The organism is Chryseobacterium sp. BLS98 (assembly GCF_001045445.1).
GTDB lineage: Bacteria > Bacteroidota > Bacteroidia > Flavobacteriales > Weeksellaceae > Chryseobacterium.
Window position 1 is genome coordinate 173,687 of the sequence record NZ_LFNF01000005.1, and the last position, 13,864, is coordinate 187,550.

A 13,864-nucleotide genomic window follows, 5' to 3' on the forward strand; every position below is an offset into this window, starting at 1 on the left:
AATCAACAGTCTGAAGAAATTAATTGATTAACTTTACGAAGAGATAAGACTGCTTTATTTGATATTGAGACTGAAATCCAGACATATTAATGAATTAAGATGCTATAAATAATTATTTTACAAACCTAGATTCAATATGGAAGATAATAAACCAAATTTCCGGAAAGAGAAGGTTCAGGCTTTTGCCAAAGTATTGTTATTTTATGTCTGTACTATAATAATATTGATTTCAGCATCACAATTCACAAAAGAATTATCAAAACCAAAAGGTGACTTATTATCTATTTTCATAGCAGTATTAGCAACATTTTTTCTTACATTTTTATTTGTAAAATGGGATAAGATTAAACTTTCCGACATTGGATTAAAACCCGGGATATTAACGCTCAAAAGACTTTTTTCCGGATTTATAATAGGTTTATTACTGGCAGTCCTCCAGGCTTTGATCGTAATGGCTTTCGGACATCTGAAATTAATAATGACTTCCGGTTTCAATTGGGGAACCATTGTTTTTTCTTTATTTTTTTATCTGCTTATAGCAGTTCGTGAAGAGCTGGTTTTCCGATCTTATTTACTGAGAACATTAGATCATAAATTTAAAGCCACATTCGCATTATCTGTCATGATTATACTGTTTATTCTTGAACACATTGTATCCGGTATGAGTTGGAAAATGGCAATCGTTGGTTCCGGATTAGGAGGTTTACTATTTGGAGTTGCCGCATTAAAGACAAAAGGAATTGCCTTACCGATTGGCCTTCATACAGCATGGAACTTTGGACAATGGATGACAGGTTTTAAAAATCAATCCGGAATTTGGAATGCGGTTGTTGATAAAGGATATGAGATTCAGACAGAAAATGTAGGATTAGCAGCTTTTGTATTGCTAATGGTTTCTACTACTTACATTTTATCTTCCAGAAAAATAGTTCTTTAAAATAAGACGCTGAATAAAGAGCTAATAAATTCAAAATTGAGCTTCATTTTTACCCCTTAATACTACCAACTTTGAACAGCTGTCAATCCTCTTAAGTCTGTATATTAATTACGGATACTTCTAATCTATTCTAAATTTCTACAAAATCAGGTCCCATTTTTACCGGATAATTTATAGAATATGGATTCCTTGCGTGCCTGTCTCATTCAAAGTTTTTTGTTTTCGACTCTGCTTTTCAGTGGTTTTACCATAAAGGCGCAGTCAAAAAACACTTTATCATACTTCCTTGAAACAGCAAAAACAAACAGTCCGGTTTTAAACGATTTCAACAACCAGATGATGTCCAATCGGATAGACAGTTTAAAACTAAGAGCAACTTACGGTTTTATTGTCACCGGAGAAGGAACTGCAGGTTATGCTCCTAATATAAAAGGGTGGGGGTATGATAATGCACTGACCAACGGGCAATCTCTTTTTGCAGGAGTACGGGTTGCCAAAGAATTTATCAGCCGGAATAATCTTAATACAAGACTTGCAGGCATCAATGCAAGTATAGCGCAGGTTTTAGCTCAGAAAAATATCAGCATTCAAACGCTGAACAAGCAAATTACAGATCAGTACATCGCAACTTATGCAAGTCAGCAGCAATATAATGTAAGCAAGGAGATCATTCATCTGCTGGACCAGGAAGATATCGTCCTGAAAAAGCTGACACAGGCTGCTGTTTTCAAACAAGCCGATTATCTGACATTTAAAGTGACTCTTCAACAAAATCAATTGACACTGGAGCAGCAAAAAGCCGACTGGCAGAACAATTATTCTCTGCTGAAATATTTATCCGGCATTGTGGATGATACTTTTGAGCCTGTTGAAAAACCATTATTCAGTGAAACGCTGAATCCTGCTTCTTTTGATCAAAGTATTTATGCCAAAGCTTTTCAGGCTGACAGTTTAAAACTGGCCAATAACGCAGAGATCATTCAATATGATTATAAGCCTAAGATCACAGCTTTTTCAGACAGTGGTTATCAGTCTTCGTTTACCACAACTCCTTATAAAAATTTTGGAATGAGTGTTGGCATTGGTGTCACTATTCCAATTTACGACGGACACCAGAAAAAAATGCTTTTACAGCAGAATCAGCTATCACTGCAAACCCGCCGGAAATATCTGGAACAGACCCAAAGACAATATCAGCAGCAAATTTTACAGATTACCAACCAAATAGAACAATATGACAGAATGATCAAGACTGCCAACCAACAGATCATTTATGCCAAAACCCTGGTTGAAGCCAATGCAAAACAGCTTCCTACGGGTGATGTAAGAATGGTCGACTTTATTTTATCCATTAATAATTTACTCAGTCTTAAAGGAAATATCATTCAGTACACTACCATATTATTTAACCTGAAAAATCAGCTGCAATATTTAATCATTCAATAAATCATGAAAAAAATAATCGCCTTTATCATACTGTCACTTATTGTTCTCAGCTGTAACAAAACACAAGAAAATGTTCCTGCAGCTTCTGAACCTGATGCAAAACCCAGGACACTTGTCACAGTAGCTTATCCTTCCGATACCGCTCAGCTTAATAATACAATTACGCTCAATGCAACTGCAACCTATTTATTGAAGTCTGACGTAAAAGCCAACAGCACAGGTTATATTACAAAAATGACCATTAAACTGGCGGATCATGTAGGAAAAGGAAATATACTTTTCGGATTACAGACCAAAGAAGCCAGGGCGTTGGGAAATACAATTAATAAATTGGATCAATCCTTTCGCTTCAATGGAACAACGACAGTAGCAAGCCCTGCAACAGGATATGTTGCCATGGTGAACCATCAGATCGGTGATTATGTGCAGGATGGGGAAGTATTGGCAACTATTACAGATGCAGCCAGTTTTGGTTTTGTGGTAGATGTGCCGTATGAATATCTTCAAATTATAAAAAACAAAGGCTCTTTACCGATTACTTTGCCTGACAATACGGTTTTGCAAGGAAAAATCGCAAAAGTAATGCCTTCGGTTGATGCTGTTTCCCAAACCGTGAAAGTTTTATTACAGGTTGCCAACAGCAGCAATATTCCTGAAAACCTGATTGGTACGATCAGCTTTTCCAAAACTTCCGCTTATGGACTTTCTGTTCCTAAAATGGCGGTTTTAAGTGACGAAACCCAGTCTTCTTTTTGGGTGATGAAATTAATTAATGATACGACAGCCGTAAAAACAGACATTACAAAAGGGGTAGAAACCGATCAATATATTCAGATAAAATCGGGTAATTTAACAACAAAAGACAAAGTAATTGTTTCAGGAAATTTCGGATTGAGTGATACTGCAACTGTAAAAATACAAAAGCCATAACTTTATGAAAAAGTCATTTTTTGTAACCTATAAAAGCCCTTTGCTGGTATTGATTTTCCTGATAGTGGCGGGCGGAATTTATTCTTATACTAAAATCCAGTCAGCTTTATTTCCGCAGATTACTTTTCCCAAAATAAAAATCATTGCAGATGCAGGGCAGCAGCCGGTCAACCAGATGACAGTAGGAGTTACCAAAGTCCTGGAAAATGCCGTAAAAAAAGTGCCTGATCTACAGGTTTTAAAAAGTACAACCAGCCGGGGCAGCTGTGAAATTTCTGCTTTCATGGACTGGAATGTGAATGTAGATTTAGCTAAACAGCAAATAGAAAGCAGTGTAAATGAAGTTCGAAACCAATTACCGCCGGATATTAATATTTCCGTTGAAAAAATGAATCCATCGATTCTTCCGGTAATGGGCTATTCGCTGAATTCAACTTCAAAAGACCCGATTGAGCTGAAACAACTGGCACTTTACACGATCAAACCTTTTCTTTCACAGGTTCCGGGTGTAAGTGAAATAAGAATTATCGGCGGACAGGACAAGGAATTCCGTGTTGTAATGAATCAGGCGATGATGGCGAGACTGGGAATTACACCCGCTTCTGTTCAGCAGGCAATTAATAATACTAATTTTATTAAATCAAACGGATATTCTTCAGATTTCAGGTATCTCTATCTGACACTTACTGATGCCCAGATCCGTAACGAAAGGCAATTGAAAAATCTTGTCGTGAGCAATAACGGAACCCGGATCGTTTTGTTGGGCGATATTGCCCAAATCAATGTTCACAATGCAAAACAATATATAAAAGTCAATGCTAACGGACAGGAAAGTATCCTGATCGCAGTGATACAGCAGCCCGATGCGAATGTGGTGGATTTAAGCAAAGCAATGGAAGCAAAAATTGCCGAGCTTCAAAAAATACTTCCGAAAGATATCGTACTAAAACCTTATTATGTTCAGGCAGATTTTGTGAATGATTCTATTAAAAGTGTTACGGATGCTTTATGGATAGGACTGGTCTTGGCGATTATCGTTGCAATTATTTTTCTTCGTTCGTGGAAGGCAAGTGCGGTTATTCTGATTACGATTCCCATTACATTAAGTCTTACAATGCTTGTGCTGTATACCATAGGGCAGACGTTCAATATTATGACATTGGGAGCCATTGCCGCTGCCATCGGATTAATTATTGATGATGCGATTGTCGTCGTAGAGCAAATCCACCGGACACATGAGGAGCACCCCGAAGAATCTTCCAGGATATTGGTACAAAAAGCAATCAATTACCTTTTAAGAGCAATGGTAGGTTCATCACTCAGTACAATTGTGATTTTTCTGCCTTTTATGCTGATGAGCGGTGTTGCAGGAGCTTATTTTAAAGTAATGACAGACACGATGATCATCACCCTAATTTGTTCTTTTTTTGCAACCTGGATATTATTACCCATTGTTTATTTATTACTTTCTTCCGGAAAGAAAAAAGAAAAAAACCTTCAGCATCACGATGTAAAGGAAAGAAAATGGGTAGGCTTTTTTATCAGAAAACCATTGTACAGCTACTTGTTTATTGGGTTGCTTATCATTCTTACAGCGATAATTCTTCCAAATATCAGCACCGGATTTCTTCCGGATATGGATGAAGGAAGCATTGTTTTGGATTATAATTCACCTCCGGGAACATCCCTTGAGGAAACAGACAGGGAGCTGAAGGAAGTGGAAAAAATCATCACTTCAACCCCTGAAGTTCAGGCGTACAGCCGGAGAACCGGAACTCAAATGGGTTTTTTCATCACAGAACCTAACAGAGGTGATTATTTAATTCAACTTAAGAAAGATAGAAGCAGGACCACGAATGAAGTTACCAATGATATCCGTGCTAAAATTGATGCTTCAGGATTGCCATTAACCGTAGATTTTGGACAGGTGATTACCGATATGCTGGGCGATTTAATGAGCAGTGTTCAGCCCATTGAGATTAAAATTTTCGGGACAGACCAGAAGGTTATTGAAGAGTATTCGAAAAAGGTTGCTGATATTGTAAGCAAAGTTAACGGAACAGCTGATGTTTTTAACGGAATTGTCATTGCAGGTCCATCAATGGTTGTGACACCTAAACTGTCTGTTTTAGCACAGTATAATATTTCTCTGCCGGATTTTCAGAATCAGCTGCAGGCTAACCTGGACGGGAATGTAGCCGGAAACATCTTTGATAATGTTCAGTACACGCCGATACGGTTATTATACAATGAAAAAAGTAACCAGTCTCTAAGCGACATCAACAACAGTATGATTGCTTTACCCAACGGAACACTGAAACCCTTAAGTGAATTTGCAAACGTAAACGTTACCACTGGTTCAGCAGAAATCAACAGGGAAGATCTGCAGACTTTAGGAATCGTAACTGCAAGACTGGATAACGGAAATCTGGGCGGAACAATTCAGGAAATTCAGAAACAGATCAATCAGAAAATTAAGTTGCCGAGTGGATATTCTGTAGTATATGGAGGTGCTTATGCTGAACAGCAGCAATCGTTTAAAGAACTGTTGATTATTCTGCTGGTTTCCAGCCTGTTGGTATTTTCAGTGATGTTATTTTTATTCAGAAATGTCCTGGTAGCCCTTATCATTTTATGTATTTCTGTATTAGGTCTTTCAGGCGGTATTTTACTATTGTATCTAACCAATACTCCTTTGAATGTCGGGAGCTATACAGGACTCATTATGATGGTCGGAATTATTGGTGAAAATGCAATTTTTACCTACTTGCAATTCCACGAAAGCCTGGCGGATAAAACCAAAGAAGAAGCTGTGATCTACGCAATCAGTACCAGACTCCGGCCCAAATTAATGACCGCTTTAGGAGCCATCATCGCATTAATGCCACTGGCACTGGGAATCGGAACAGGAGCGCAGATGCACCAGCCATTGGCTATTGCCGTTATCGGTGGTTTCATCGTTGCATTACCGCTTTTGCTGATTGTTTTACCAACGTTACTAAACAAAATCAATTTAAAAGAAGAAGAAAAATCCTGAACTAAACCCAATATGTGAAAATGTATGCTTCAGGATTCGAAAATTCAAAATTTCTTCTAAATCATTCTTCAGTATTGTATTAGAAATTAAAATATAATTAAAAGGATTTCTCAATACAGGCGATAACGCTGGGGTAAAGCTATAAGTTTTAAAATATAATAGCCATGGATAATTTAATTGAAGCTGTCAGGAACTATGTGATCGTTTTTCTTTCGGAAAATCTTTCAGATCAGCTTTCTTTTCACAATATCGGACATACTTATGAAGTGGCGGATGCCGTACGCGAAATCGGTTTGCAAACATGCCTCTCTGAAGAGGAAATGCTTATCGTACAGGTTTCAGCATGGTTTCATGACTGCGGATATGCCAATACCTACATCGGCCATGAGGATGAAAGCAAAAAATTGGCAATGAATTTCCTGAAAAAATTCGGATCTGATGAAAATTTTATTGAAGCTGTTTTAAGGTGTATCGAATCTACTAAATATCCTCCACAACCTGCTTCTTTACTGGAAAAAGTAATGTGCGATGCAGATATGTATCATTTAACCAAAGCCAATTATGCAAAATATAGCAAAGCTATAAGGCAGGAATTTGAAACCTATCTCGGGCTGGCTTATACAGATGAAGAATGGCAGATGAAAAATTATCAATTTCTTACTGAACATCAATATTTTACAGATTATGGAAAGAAAATCTTAAGCCGGTTTAAAGATGTTAATATTCAGTTGTACCAATATTTAAAATAAAATTCAGTCACATTATACTTATTATGATACCAAAACATTATAAAAAAATGGTTCTCAGTTTTCTCGTTTTAATTTCATCTTACGGGAAGCTGGCTGCACAAAGCAATAGTGACAGCATTCAGACTCCTGAGGTTATAAAAGAAAGTACTGTTATATTAAATACTGAAAAAGAACGTTTTAATTATAAAAGACTGATCATTCCCGGCGCGTTTATCGGTTATGGAATTGCCAGTTTAACGGTGAAGGATTTAAAACGGCTGAACTTTTCTACCAGGGATGAAATTAATGAACATCGGCCTGATCATATAAAACTGGACAGCTATACCCAATTTGCCCCTGCAGCTTTGGTATATGGCCTCAATGCCGTTGGTGTGGAAGGAAAACATAATTTCAGAGACAGAACGATCATCTACGGAACATCCATGCTGATTACCTCTGCCATTACCATTCCTTTGAAGCATATTGTAAAAGAGGAAAGACCCGATCAGTCGAATAATTTATCTTTTCCTTCGGGTCATACGGCAATAGCTTTTGCTTCTGCTCAGTTTATGTTCAGGGAGTATAAGGATACGAATTTTCTGCTGGGAATTTCCGGGTATTCCCTGGCTGTTTTTACAGGAATCTACAGGATGCTCAACGATAAGCATTGGGTAGGGGATGTGGTAGCAGGAGCCGGGTTTGGGATTCTTTCAACAGAACTGGCTTACTGGTTGTACCCAAAAATTAATACTATGCTGGGCGGTAAAAACAAAAATACGGCTACCATGGTAATGCCTTATTATCAGGATAAAAGTATAGGGATTGGTTTAGTGAAAACTTTTTAGATAACCTCAAAAACTAAGGATATGTGGTTCTATTATGCATTACTTTCGGCTTTATTTGCGGTATTTACAGCTATTTTTGCTAAAATGGGAGTGTCCAATATCAATTCCAATCTTGCAACAGCAATCAGGACAATAGTTATTCTTGTGATTGTCTGGAGCATTGTTTTTGTAAAGGGTGAAGCAAAGGAAATAGGTTCATTATCAAAAATCAATATTATTTTTCTTGTTTTATCGGGCGTTGCAACCGGCTTGTCGTGGTTATTTTATTTTAAAGCTTTACAGATCGGAAAGGTTTCCCAGGTTGCAGCTGTAGATAAGTTGAGCGTGGCCATAGCCGTCATTCTGGCAGTATTATTTTTCAAAGAAACATTAACACTCAAAACTGCAATTGGAGCTTTATTAATTATTTCCGGAACTATTTTATTTGCGTTAAAATAAGTATTTGTTATCCCATATTATTTTAATCATTATCCTTCTTTGCCTGTATAAATGATTTAAAAGATGTTTCAAAATTCACAAAAAAATATTTCACATCTTAATAATTTTAAGCATAATAAGAATATTCAGTGTAAATTAAAATCAAATGCTTTTTAATTGATATTTTTTTTAATTAATTTAATATAAAATAACATTTTTAACATTGTATTTATTTGATAATGAGCAGTTAATATTAATAAATTTCTCTTTCTAAAGTGAAATATTTTATTAATTTAGCTATAACAAAGCTTTGTGATTCTTTAAATTATTATTAATCAAAAAAAATCATTCATGAAAAAATTAGAAAACAGAAAAGTTCTTTCAAGAGAACAACTGAAAACTATTGCCGGTGGCGATAAAGGTGTTTGCATATTAGCAAGTGGCGGATACGTTATGAGAGACTGCAATATGAAATGTCCGGATGGAGGACGTCCTGTTTGCCCTGCTTAAGTAATTATCCCTTTTAAAAACAACTAAACTAAAAAGATCAATATGAAAAAATTAGAAAATAAAAAAGTTCTTTCCAGGGAAAAATTGAAAGAAATTTCAGGAAACGGAATTAGCTTCCAATGCACTTATAAATGTTGTGACGATAGCTCATTACCATTATGTCCCGGGTTTCAATGCCCTGCAGTAATATGCCCTAAATAATCTAATTATTATTACAGGTATAGTGCTAATTTTATGCTCATTAAGGAGTATTCACTTCTGAATCAATGAGCGTTAGAACAACCAAAAAACAGGTTATATTAAGCTCTCAGTAAATAATATATTTACTGAGAGTTTTTTAATGAAATTATTACTTCTTTGATTGTCAACCTGAAAATAACCCGGTAAAAACAAGCAATTACCTGAAATTATAGTATTTATAGTTTATGAGTTATATCTATTCATTTCTGTATTTTTTCCCCCAGTGTCTTAGGGTTATCAGCACATCCTGAAGGCTCCTGCCTTTATCACTGATGCTGTAATGAACCCGGGGTGGCACCTCTTTATAATCTTTCCGGATAATAAGTCCTTCGTCCTGCAATTCTTTAAGCTGTTTGATCAGCATTCTTTCTGTAATGTTATGCAGTTTCCCTTTTATTTCAGAATAACGGAGTTCATCATTATCCAGCAACGAAGCCAGTATGCCCACTTTCCATCTACCTCCGATAACTGTTAGGGTATAGAACATCCCGCAGTTTTTAATAAGGTCTGTTTCGTTTAAAAAATTTGTTGAATTTTCTTTTCTCATATTCATGGGTGGGTACATACAATTTTGTAGGTACTTGTTTATGGTAAAGGTATAAAATATTTTTGTTCATATATAAAACAAAATTAAAATGGGACAAAAAGTATGGCTAATTACAGGAGTTTCCAAAGGATTTGGAAAAGAGCTTTCAAAACAAATCCTTGAAGCCGGGGATATTGTTATAGGAACTGTGCGGAATGAAGAGGATCAGCAGGCCTTCGACAATAACGTAAACGCAAAATCTTTTATTATTGATCTTGCCAAAACAGAGCATATTGATTCGCTTATTAGTAAGATCATTGAACAATACGGTCAGATTGATGTTTTGGTAAACAATGCGGGTTTCGGTGTATTTGGAATGATTGAAGAGTTTGAGGAACAGGAGATTATCAGGCAATTCAATGTCAATTTCATGTCTGTATGGAAACTTTGCCAGGCCGTCATTCCATATATGAGAAATAAAGGCCAGGGAGTGATTGTGCAGCTTTCTTCAAGGGTTGGTATTACAGCAGGTATTGGGAATGGTATTTATGCTGCCAGTAAATTTGCTCTTGAGGGAATGAGTGAGTCACTTGAACAGGAAGTGAAACCATTTGGTATAAAAGTATTGCTGGTAGAGCCTGGAGCTTTGCGCACTGATTTTTTTGGTGGATCTGTACATTATGCCCGGAACGAATTCCCTTTATATGCAGAAAAATTAGGGGATATAAGGATAAATACAAAAAAGATCAACGGTAAGCAACCCGGTAATCCTGTTGCCGCTGCACAGGCCATCATCAGGGCTGTAAATAATGATGTTCCAACCTTCAGGTTACCTCTTACAACGGGTACTATCGAAACTATGAAAGCTAAAATTGCTGATTTACAGAATTGTATAGCATTAACTGAGGAGATTGCAATAAGTGTGGATTATTAATGACTGAACAATGAAAATAACTTTTAAAAATATTCTGTACTGGGCTTTGTACATAGGATACCTGTATATCATAGTACCATCATCACTGTTTAAAATTTTTCAACGCCCCGCGATGATGCAAAGCATGGAATCATTAGGTTTTAACAAAACATGGACTCTTGCCATCGGAATTGCCGAAGTGATCGGAGTTGCTCTAGTGGTTTTGGGACTCTACAGGTCTCCATTCAGAACTATAGGCATATTATTTCTGTTTCCTTTTGCGATTGGTGCCTTTACTACTCACATGGCACATCAGGAATACCATCATTATGGGCATTCACTCATCATGTGTTGCCTTTCTGCAATCCTTTTATTTTTAGACAATAGGATTAAAATAAATCTTTCCAGTACTAAAAAATTATAAAGAATACATCCAAAGTAGTTTATATGAACGTGTTAAAGTTTAAATTATTAGCATTAATTATAACAGTTATAATGTTAATTTCCTGCTCTTCAAGAAGTAAATTCACCTCTGAATCATTGAGCATTGGAATGACAAAAGAACAGGTTATATCAAAATTTGGAAAACCCTATAAATCTTCATTTACAGAAAATAAAGAAGCCGGAGAAATTAAAGAATCTTTATACTATAAAGAAAGTTTAAATATGGGAAATAGATCAATAACAAATATTTTAACTTTTAAAGGTGGAAAATTGGTTTCTCTTGAACAAGGGCAGGAATCTGAGAATAATTCTCCGGTTATAATTCATCCCTAATCAAATGCTTACTGTAAAAAGAAAATTGAATAGTAACTCTCATCAAATCTGAATCCCATTTAGATTAACATAACAATTTTATTATTTTGTTCTGTTTTTGATTTCATCAGAAGCATTATTGAAATCACGTATTTTTTCAATTTTTTTGTTTCCGAAGTTATAAGAGATAGAAATATTTAATTGACGTGGATAGTTATAAATATTGATATAATTGTAGTTTCCGTTTTGTTGCGGATCATCAATTATAACCCTATTGGTATTTAAAACATCATAAACAGTGGCTGCAAAGGTCCAGTCATTCCATATTTTTTTGAGCCCTATTTCCAAACTGCCGAGAGGCCTTAACTGACCCAGTTCTATCTGGTAATTGCCAACGTACCAATAGTTAATACTGGCAAACCATGTTTTAGCCTGATCAAGTCTTATATTATTATTAGTTGAAATGGTTATTCCATTTGATTTTCTGGAATTAATATATGCCGGAAACTTTTCACCTGTTAACGGATCCGTATCAATACTTCCATCATTAATATTATGCTGTAAACCAATACTTACATTGGTATTCCAATACTGTTTAAAAAATGATTTCTGGAAACCGATTGTAAAATTGAATTCTTGACGGTTGCCAAAATTGGTTCTTATATACCTTAATACATTTACATAGCTGCCGTTATTTTCAATTATTCCCTGCAAAGGTATTTGCAGGATAACATCTTTATAATATTTATGACCGACAATGAAAAAATATGAATTTTTGAACATATAATTAAGTTCCTGGGAATAAACTGCGGAAGCTTTCATAAACGGATTATTCTGAACATAATTGGTTTCCGTTAAATAAGTTCTTACAGGGTTTACTTCCCAAAATGAAGGTCTTTTCATACGGCCTGAAAAAGAATATGAAAGATTATGATCTTTATTGATAGAGTAGTTCAGGTTTAGGTAAGGTAAAATATTATGATAGTTTCTCGTAAGATTTTTTAAATTGTCATCCTGAGCGTTATAAGAGTTTCCTTTATTTTGTGTTAATTCATAACGAATTCCGGCTTTTGCAGAGATTTTATCGTTTACTTTTTTTTCAACAGTCAAATATCCTCCGTAAATATTCTCCAGATAAAAAAAATGATTTGGATTTCTAACTGCTACACCGGTAGCCAATTGATATAGACTTGTTTCTGTATCATTATCTGTTTTCGTATAGCTGTAATTTCCTCCAAAAGACAGTGTGAAATTATTTTTAAATTTCTTATAATAATCTACCGTTACAGAAAAACTGTTAATAATCTGTGGTGTTTCCTGAATAATCTGGCTTATATCTTCTCCCGTATTTCCATTGGAATCTGATGCTGATGTCGTATTGAGGCCATTCTGTTTTTTTCTGAAGTTTAGATAGGCTGCATTTAGATTTAATTTACTGCCGATAGAATCCGTTTTTAATTCATAGTTTAAATTGACAGAATTATTATAAGATTGGGCGTTTTCATGATTTATGCTTCGGTTGTAAGAAGTTTTCCAGACAGTATCATTTAATACATTTACAGTGTTAAATAAATTGGTAACCGAAGTGAAATTTTTGTTATACCAGTTATTATAGCTCAATGCAATGCTGCTTTTGTCATTTAAAGCATAATCTATATTCAGATATCCTCCATAGTCCTTGTTTGGAATAGATACGGTTCCTTCTGAACGATTTGAAGCTATATTGCTGCCATTTTCCAATATATAATACTGCCGTTTGGTGTTTTCACTACTATTAAAACTTGAATTAATTCCGAGATTATTTTTTCTGTAATTGATAGAAAATCCCATTCCCGGATTGTTATAATATCCCTGATTATTGCTCATTCTTAAGCTTCCGTTCAGGCCATTTTCTGTTATCTTTTTTAGAATAATATTAATAACCCCATCTGAAGATTCAACTTGAAATTCGCTGCCGGGCATCGTAATAATCTCTATTTTCTGTATGCTTTCAGATGGCATACTTTTTAAAAAGGCTGCCAGAGCATCAGCATCCATTTGATTTTTTTTACCATTGATATAGATTACAGCATTTGATTTTCCGGCAATCCGTAAAGTTTTATCATCCATTGATGAAATCAGGGGAGTTTCTTTTAAAAGACTAAAGACCGTGGTCCCTTTTGCTGCCGGGGAAGCTCCTACATCATATATAAACCGGTCATTTTTTCTCTGGAATTTATTTTTTTTCAGTACAATTTCATTTATTTTCTTTGTTGCTGCTGTATCTTTTTTTTCTTGTGCAGTTACAATTGTTCCGCTCAGTACAATGATTAAATGGATCAGACGTTTCATATATTTATGTTTTTTAATTTATGTATTACAATGTAGCTTGTTATGCAATATACATGTATACAATTCATGAATTAATCATGAATCTATTTAGATAAGACATTCGAGATATCACAAGTATTACATCGCGAGCCAAATAGTACTGCAGATATCCTGAATTATAATGAGAAAAGCTATAAACAGAAACCCTCTCAATTAGAGCTATATGCAGAATGTGTATATACAATCAGCCCGGATAGATTATCTGTTTA

Annotated in this window: 14 protein-coding genes; 12 read left to right on the forward strand and 2 right to left on the reverse strand. The window is 35.3% G+C overall.

The window, feature by feature from the left end; genetic code table 11:
• The first annotated feature begins 136 nt into the window (after window positions 1-136).
• From ACM40_RS18095 to ACM40_RS20675, 9 genes are all read left to right on the forward strand, one after another.
• Window positions 137-937, forward strand: a complete 801-nt coding sequence (locus tag ACM40_RS18095) for a CPBP family intramembrane glutamic endopeptidase (RefSeq protein ID WP_048504198.1) — start codon at window positions 137-139, stop codon at window positions 935-937.
• 180 nt (window positions 938-1,117) lie between these two features.
• On the forward strand, window positions 1,118-2,383 hold the full coding sequence (locus ACM40_RS18100; RefSeq protein ID WP_048504199.1) for a TolC family protein: 1,266 nt from the start codon (window positions 1,118-1,120) through the stop codon (window positions 2,381-2,383).
• A 3-nt stretch (window positions 2,384-2,386) separates the two neighbouring features.
• Window positions 2,387-3,313, forward strand: coding sequence for an efflux RND transporter periplasmic adaptor subunit (locus ACM40_RS18105; protein WP_048504200.1), 927 nt, complete (start codon window positions 2,387-2,389; stop codon window positions 3,311-3,313).
• Window positions 3,314-3,317: 4 nt separating this feature from the next.
• Entirely contained in the window at window positions 3,318-6,350 is a 3,033-nt protein-coding gene (locus tag ACM40_RS18110) for an efflux RND transporter permease subunit (protein ID WP_048504201.1), read from the forward strand.
• Window positions 6,351-6,514: 164 nt separating this feature from the next.
• The gene (locus ACM40_RS18115) at window positions 6,515-7,099 is read left to right on the forward strand and encodes an HD domain-containing protein (RefSeq protein WP_048504202.1); all 585 of its coding nucleotides are present in this window, start codon (window positions 6,515-6,517) and stop codon (window positions 7,097-7,099) included.
• A 47-nt stretch (window positions 7,100-7,146) separates the two neighbouring features.
• Complete coding sequence (locus tag ACM40_RS18120) at window positions 7,147-7,923, forward strand: phosphatase PAP2 family protein (protein ID WP_228376214.1); 777 nt, start codon at window positions 7,147-7,149, stop codon at window positions 7,921-7,923.
• A gap of 21 nt (window positions 7,924-7,944) precedes the next feature.
• Window positions 7,945-8,361: an EamA family transporter gene (locus tag ACM40_RS18125; RefSeq protein WP_048504203.1), complete on the forward strand. Its 417-nt coding sequence runs from the start codon at window positions 7,945-7,947 to the stop codon at window positions 8,359-8,361.
• Between the two features lie 330 nt (window positions 8,362-8,691).
• Complete coding sequence (locus ACM40_RS20670) at window positions 8,692-8,850, forward strand: hypothetical protein (protein ID WP_165579322.1); 159 nt, start codon at window positions 8,692-8,694, stop codon at window positions 8,848-8,850.
• 42 nt (window positions 8,851-8,892) lie between these two features.
• Window positions 8,893-9,051, forward strand: coding sequence for a hypothetical protein (locus tag ACM40_RS20675; protein WP_165579323.1), 159 nt, complete (start codon window positions 8,893-8,895; stop codon window positions 9,049-9,051).
• A 235-nt stretch (window positions 9,052-9,286) separates the two neighbouring features.
• Here ACM40_RS20675 and ACM40_RS18130 read toward each other — a convergent pair whose 3' ends face one another.
• Complete coding sequence (locus ACM40_RS18130) at window positions 9,287-9,637, reverse strand: winged helix-turn-helix transcriptional regulator (RefSeq protein ID WP_048504504.1); 351 nt, start codon at window positions 9,635-9,637, stop codon at window positions 9,287-9,289.
• An 88-nt stretch (window positions 9,638-9,725) separates the two neighbouring features.
• Here ACM40_RS18130 and ACM40_RS18135 point away from each other — a divergent pair, with 88 nt between their 5' ends.
• The 3 genes from ACM40_RS18135 to ACM40_RS18145 are packed head-to-tail and all read left to right on the forward strand — an operon-like array spanning window position 9,726 to window position 11,306.
• On the forward strand, window positions 9,726-10,550 hold the full coding sequence (locus ACM40_RS18135) for an SDR family NAD(P)-dependent oxidoreductase (RefSeq protein ID WP_048504204.1): 825 nt from the start codon (window positions 9,726-9,728) through the stop codon (window positions 10,548-10,550).
• A 10-nt stretch (window positions 10,551-10,560) separates the two neighbouring features.
• On the forward strand, window positions 10,561-10,953 hold the full coding sequence (locus ACM40_RS18140; RefSeq protein ID WP_083996901.1) for a DoxX family protein: 393 nt from the start codon (window positions 10,561-10,563) through the stop codon (window positions 10,951-10,953).
• Between the two features lie 23 nt (window positions 10,954-10,976).
• Window positions 10,977-11,306 (forward strand): DUF2845 domain-containing protein, encoded by a 330-nt coding sequence (locus tag ACM40_RS18145; protein ID WP_048504206.1) that lies wholly within the window; start codon window positions 10,977-10,979, stop codon window positions 11,304-11,306.
• Window positions 11,307-11,387: 81 nt separating this feature from the next.
• Here the strand turns inward: ACM40_RS18145 and ACM40_RS18150 are convergent, their stop codons facing one another.
• Entirely contained in the window at window positions 11,388-13,616 is a 2,229-nt protein-coding gene (locus ACM40_RS18150; protein ID WP_048504207.1) for a TonB-dependent receptor domain-containing protein, read from the reverse strand.
• Window positions 13,617-13,864: the final 248 nt, after the last annotated feature.

Coding starts and splice junctions, on each gene's coding strand:
- ACM40_RS18095 (WP_048504198.1), top strand. CDS start 137: ATGGAAGATAATAAACCAAATTTCCGGAAAGAGAAGGTTCAGGCTTTT.
- ACM40_RS18100 (WP_048504199.1), top strand. CDS start 1,118: ATGGATTCCTTGCGTGCCTGTCTCATTCAAAGTTTTTTGTTTTCGACT.
- ACM40_RS18105 (WP_048504200.1), top strand. CDS start 2,387: ATGAAAAAAATAATCGCCTTTATCATACTGTCACTTATTGTTCTCAGC.
- ACM40_RS18110 (WP_048504201.1), top strand. CDS start 3,318: ATGAAAAAGTCATTTTTTGTAACCTATAAAAGCCCTTTGCTGGTATTG.
- ACM40_RS18115 (WP_048504202.1), top strand. CDS start 6,515: ATGGATAATTTAATTGAAGCTGTCAGGAACTATGTGATCGTTTTTCTT.
- ACM40_RS18120 (WP_228376214.1), top strand. CDS start 7,147: ATGGTTCTCAGTTTTCTCGTTTTAATTTCATCTTACGGGAAGCTGGCT.
- ACM40_RS18125 (WP_048504203.1), top strand. CDS start 7,945: ATGTGGTTCTATTATGCATTACTTTCGGCTTTATTTGCGGTATTTACA.
- ACM40_RS20670 (WP_165579322.1), top strand. CDS start 8,692: ATGAAAAAATTAGAAAACAGAAAAGTTCTTTCAAGAGAACAACTGAAA.
- ACM40_RS20675 (WP_165579323.1), top strand. CDS start 8,893: ATGAAAAAATTAGAAAATAAAAAAGTTCTTTCCAGGGAAAAATTGAAA.
- ACM40_RS18130 (WP_048504504.1), bottom strand. CDS start 9,637: ATGAGAAAAGAAAATTCAACAAATTTTTTAAACGAAACAGACCTTATT.
- ACM40_RS18135 (WP_048504204.1), top strand. CDS start 9,726: ATGGGACAAAAAGTATGGCTAATTACAGGAGTTTCCAAAGGATTTGGA.
- ACM40_RS18140 (WP_083996901.1), top strand. CDS start 10,561: ATGAAAATAACTTTTAAAAATATTCTGTACTGGGCTTTGTACATAGGA.
- ACM40_RS18145 (WP_048504206.1), top strand. CDS start 10,977: ATGAACGTGTTAAAGTTTAAATTATTAGCATTAATTATAACAGTTATA.
- ACM40_RS18150 (WP_048504207.1), bottom strand. CDS start 13,616: ATGAAACGTCTGATCCATTTAATCATTGTACTGAGCGGAACAATTGTA.